At 74.4% G+C, this 3,578-nt stretch carries 4 protein-coding genes; 2 read left to right on the top strand and 2 right to left on the bottom strand.

Annotated elements, in window-relative coordinates; all coding sequences use genetic code 11:
• Positions 1-147: 147 nt before the first annotated feature.
• The gene (locus tag AC07BF_RS25240; protein WP_363585817.1) at positions 148-690 is read right to left on the bottom strand and encodes a DinB family protein; all 543 of its coding nucleotides are present in this window, start codon (positions 688-690) and stop codon (positions 148-150) included.
• Between the two features lie 99 nt (positions 691-789).
• Between AC07BF_RS25240 and AC07BF_RS25235 the strand changes: the two genes are divergently transcribed.
• Both AC07BF_RS25235 and AC07BF_RS25230 read left to right on the top strand, forming a co-directional pair.
• A complete protein-coding gene (locus tag AC07BF_RS25235) occupies positions 790-1,764 on the top strand; it encodes a helix-turn-helix transcriptional regulator (RefSeq protein WP_363585816.1) in 975 nt (324 codons plus the stop codon).
• A 38-nt stretch (positions 1,765-1,802) separates the two neighbouring features.
• Positions 1,803-2,129: an enoyl-CoA hydratase-related protein gene (locus AC07BF_RS25230; RefSeq protein WP_400807789.1), complete on the top strand. Its 327-nt coding sequence runs from the start codon at positions 1,803-1,805 to the stop codon at positions 2,127-2,129.
• Between the two features lie 337 nt (positions 2,130-2,466).
• Here AC07BF_RS25230 and AC07BF_RS25225 read toward each other — a convergent pair whose 3' ends face one another.
• Positions 2,467-3,378 (bottom strand): immunity 49 family protein, encoded by a 912-nt coding sequence (locus AC07BF_RS25225; RefSeq protein WP_363585814.1) that lies wholly within the window; start codon positions 3,376-3,378, stop codon positions 2,467-2,469.
• Between the last annotated feature and the right edge of the window lie 200 nt (positions 3,379-3,578).

Here is a 3,578-nt window from a genome sequence, read left to right as displayed (position 1 = left end):
CTGCTGGGTGGCGCGTTGCTGTGGTTCTGTACCTTGTTGGGCTGGCGCCCCCCCCCCTCCCGCGCTGGGCGGGGGGGGGGCCCCCCCCCCCCGCCCCCCCCCCCCCCCCCCCCCCCAGGCCCCGGGCGCCCGGGCCGTCCACCGGCGTCAGCCCATGCTCTTCGCGCCGTCCAGGGCCTCGCGGATGATGTCGGCGTGGCCCGCGTGCTGGGCGCTCTCGGCGACGATGTGCATCAGCACCCGGCGGGCCGACCACTCGGTGTCGGCCTCGAACCAGGGGGCCTTCGGCAGCGGCTGGGTGGCGCCCAGATCGGGGAGGGTGGCGACCAGGTCGTCGGTGCGGCGGGCCACCTCGGCGTACTCGGCCAGGACGCCGGCCAGCGTCTCGCCGGGCAGCAGGCGGAACTCGTCCGCACGGCGGGCGAAGTCGGCCTCGGTGAAGCTGCTGAAATCGGGCATGGCGGACGGGCCTTCCACGATGAAGGCCACCCAGAACCGCTCGACCGCGCTCACGTGCTTGATCAGGCCGCCCAGGCACAGTGCGCTGGCGGTGGTCCGCAGGCCGGCCTGCTCGTCGGTGAGGTCGCGGGTGGTGAAGCGCAGGAAGTGCCGCTGCTTGGCCAGGGCCGCCAGCAGGTCGGCGCGCTCGCCGGTGGTGGTGCTGTTGTTCGGGGTCGCGGTGCTGGTCATGGTGGTGGCCTTCCGTTCGGTTCCTGCTCCTTCGGACAAGGTCCACGCTAAACGCGATAGCGGCCACTTTCTGGCCTGAATTCCGGGATGATCGGAGTCATGGCGAACACCAGCACCCGGACGCTGAGACTGCTCTCCCTGCTCCAGACCCACCGGTACTGGCCCGGCGAGGAACTGGCCGACCGGCTCGGGGTCTCGATCCGCACCCTGCGCCGCGACATCGACCGCCTGCGCGAACTCGGCTACCCCGTGGAGGCGCAGCGCGGCGTCGACGGCGGCTACCAGCTCGCCGCGGGCGCCGCCCTGCCCCCGCTGGTGATCGACGACGAGGAGGCGGTCGCCCTGGCCGTGGGCCTCCAGGCCGCGGCGGAGAGCCCGGTGGAGGGCATCGCCGAGGCCTCGGTGCGGGTGCTGGCCAAGGTGGTGCAGGTGATGCCCGCCCGGCTGCGGCACCGGGTCGAGGCGCTGCGCGCGGTGACCGTCCCCGTCGGCGGGGGCGCCACGGCCGGGCCGGGCGTCGATCCGGACCGGCTCACCGTGGTCGCGCTGGCCTGCCGGGACACCGAACGGCTGCGCTTCTCCTACACCGCCGCCGACGGCCGGCACGCCGAACGGCAGGTCGAACCGCACCGGCTGGTGTGCCTGCACCGCCGCTGGTACCTGGTCGCCTACGACCTCGACCGGCAGGACTGGCGCACCTTCCGGCTCGACCGGCTGAGCGCGCCGCAGGGCGGCGGCGTCCGGTTCGGGCCCCGTTCGCTGCCCGCCGCCGACGCCGCCGAGTTCGTCCGGGCCGGTCTCAACGGCGTACCGCGCCCGTACCGGGTGGCGGCGCTGGTGGACGCCCCGGCCGCGACCGTCCGCGCACGGGTCGGCCGGTGGGGCACCGTCGAGGAGGTCGACGCCGGGCGCTGCCACCTGGAGATGACCGCCGACTCCCTGGACTGGCCGGCCATGGCGCTCGGCTCGCTGGGCGCGGACTTCCGCGTCCTCGGCCCGCCCGAACTGCTCGACCTCGTCGAGGAGTGGGGCGCGCGGTTCACCCGGGCCGCGCGGGGCGGTGTGGGGGAGTAGGGCACCGGGGCAGGACGTCGGGCGGGCTCGTGCGGGCGGTGGCTGTGCGTGCGGTCGGGTGCTGCGCCCTGGAGCTGATCCTGACCGGGGACCCGGTCCCGGCCGCCCGTGCCGCCGAGATCGGACTGGTCAACGCCGTCGTCCCGGCCGGCGAACTGCTCGACGCGGCACGGGGCCTGGTCGACCGGATCATCCGACACGCGCCGACCGCGGTGTCCGCCTGCCTGCGGGCCGTCACCCGTGGCATCAACCTGCCGATCGACGAGGGCCTCGCCGTCGAGGCGGCCTGCTTCGCGGCCACCGTGCCGACGGACGGGGTGCGGGAGGGGCTCCGGCGCTTCCTCGACCGCCCGGCGGCCGGCTGAGCCCGGTTCGTGCCCCTGGTCCCGGTGGTTCCGGGCTGGGCTCGGCGTTCTTCGGCCAGGACGACGACAACGCGGACGGCCGGGCCATCCGATCGGATGACCCGGCCGTCGCGGCGGTTTCTAGGGCTCGGTGCTTGCCGGGGGCGGGTGCGCTCACCAGGAGACCGGGTAGCGGACGGGATGCCCGCCGATCCGGCCGGGGATCGGCGGCTATAGGTGGGATGTTTCGTCTGTTGGGCAACCGTTGGACACTCCGCGGACGGACGGACGGACGGACGGACGGGCGGACGGATGGACGGATGGACGGATGGACGGGCGGATGGCTGGGGTGGGGCGGTCAGAGCACCGGGGGCTGTATGAGCGTCGCCGGGAGGTAGCCGGAGGAGAGGCGGAGCTGCCAGCCGTGCGCCTGGACGGCGAGTGCGGCCAGGGCGATCGGGAGGACCGGGAGCAGGCTGCGCGGGGCCGCGTCCGGAGCGCTGCTCTCGCGGTGCTGGCCGAGGCGGGCGGCGAGGGCCCGCTCGAAGGTGCTCCGGTCGTCGTCGAGCAGGATGCGCAGCAGCTGCTGGTCCGGCGTGAGCGGACCGGCGGCGTCCAGCGCCCGGGCGGCCGTGGCGCGCTCCTCGGCGTCCGGCTTGCGCAGGGGCACGGGGCCGGGGGCGACCCAGGGTGAGACGGCGGTCGGCACGACGTGGAGGTAGGAGCAGAGCGCGTCCAGCTCGGCGAGGCTCGCCGGATCGGAGGTCGAGTCCAGGTCCGAGTGGGGCAGGCCCTTGCGGACCGAGGGCCCGTAGTCGTCCTTCAGCAGCGGGCCGAGCATGCGGTGGCGCTCCTGGATCAGGCCGCTGATCACGCACATCGCGAAGGCGTCGACCCAGGTGGCGGCCGTGGGGGCGAAGTCGATGGTGTCGCCGAAGCTGGTCTCTTCGCTGGTCAGCGTCTCGCCGATGAACGGGAAGGGGACCTCGAAGTCGCCGCGGGGGAAGCAGCCGAGGGACAGCACACCGAGGGAGCACTCGGCCGCGGTCTCCAGGATGACTCGGGCGGGGTAGCCGCTGAGCGGCCGGCCCTCCAGGGTGAGCGCGCCGATGTGGTCGAGGAGCTCCTCGCCCATCGTCCGGATCTCCTGGATGGCCAGGCGGCCGTAGTGGATCCGGTACCAGCTGGTGAGGGCCCGGTCCTCGATGCCCTTCAGGGCCTGGGTGATCCGCTGGGGTGCGACCTGGTGGCGCGTGACCTCGACGTCCACGATCCGATGCCGCCTTTCCTTGATCGTCTGTTGACGGAACGGCACGCTAGCACCGGCCACCGACAGTCGATCACCCGTACGGACGAGGGGGGGGGGGGGGGGGGGGGGGAGGGTGGGTGGGGGTGGGGGGGGGGGGGGGGGCGGTCAGCAGCAGTGGGCAGGGGCTCCTCCCCCATGATAGCGGGGGAGGGGATGGGTGG

This window comes from Kitasatospora sp. NPDC043950 (assembly GCF_056435345.1).
Note: the sequence above shows the minus strand (reverse complement) of the source record. Positions and strands in the feature narration are given on the sequence as shown.